The 397-nt window shown below is 66.2% G+C and carries 1 protein-coding gene and 1 pseudogene; both read left to right on the top strand.

All coding sequences use genetic code 11. The annotated features are described in order from the left end of the window. Window positions 1–107 (top strand): annotated as a pseudogene (locus EN893_RS39840) (fimbrial protein); the annotation flags it as partial. Window positions 108–155: 48 nt separating this feature from the next. Next, on the top strand, window positions 156–397 hold a 242-nt coding region (locus EN893_RS37850; protein ID WP_206640294.1), incomplete at its 3' end, for a VOC family protein.

Here is a 397-nt window from a genome sequence, read left to right as displayed (position 1 = left end):
ATCGTGTCTCGATCGACGCCGAGCTTGCCGACGGCAGCCGCACGATCTTCGTCTACGACATCACCGAGCGACGCCTGATCGGCCGCTTTGCGATCCGCAACAAGTGACCGAGCCGCAACGATGAACGGCAGCAGGCCAATGAGCAAGCCTCAGGCATGAGCGGGTTCGCCGAGCATCGCCGCATCGCCACGGTCGCCCTGGTCGTCGCCAATTATGACGAGGCGATTGCCTGGTATGTCGAGCGGCTGGGCTTCCTGCTCGTCGAAGATGTCGATCTCGGCGGCGGCAAGCGCTGGATCACGGTCGCGCCGGCCAACGGGCAGGGCGCCAGGCTGCTTCTGGCGGAAGCGTCCGACGAGGCGCAAAGGCGGAGCATCGGCAACCAGACCGGCGGGCG

The organism is Mesorhizobium sp. M7A.F.Ca.CA.004.04.2.1 (assembly GCF_004022825.1).
Taxonomy (GTDB): domain Bacteria; phylum Pseudomonadota; class Alphaproteobacteria; order Rhizobiales; family Rhizobiaceae; genus Mesorhizobium.
Note: the sequence above shows the minus strand (reverse complement) of the source record. Positions and strands in the feature narration are given on the sequence as shown.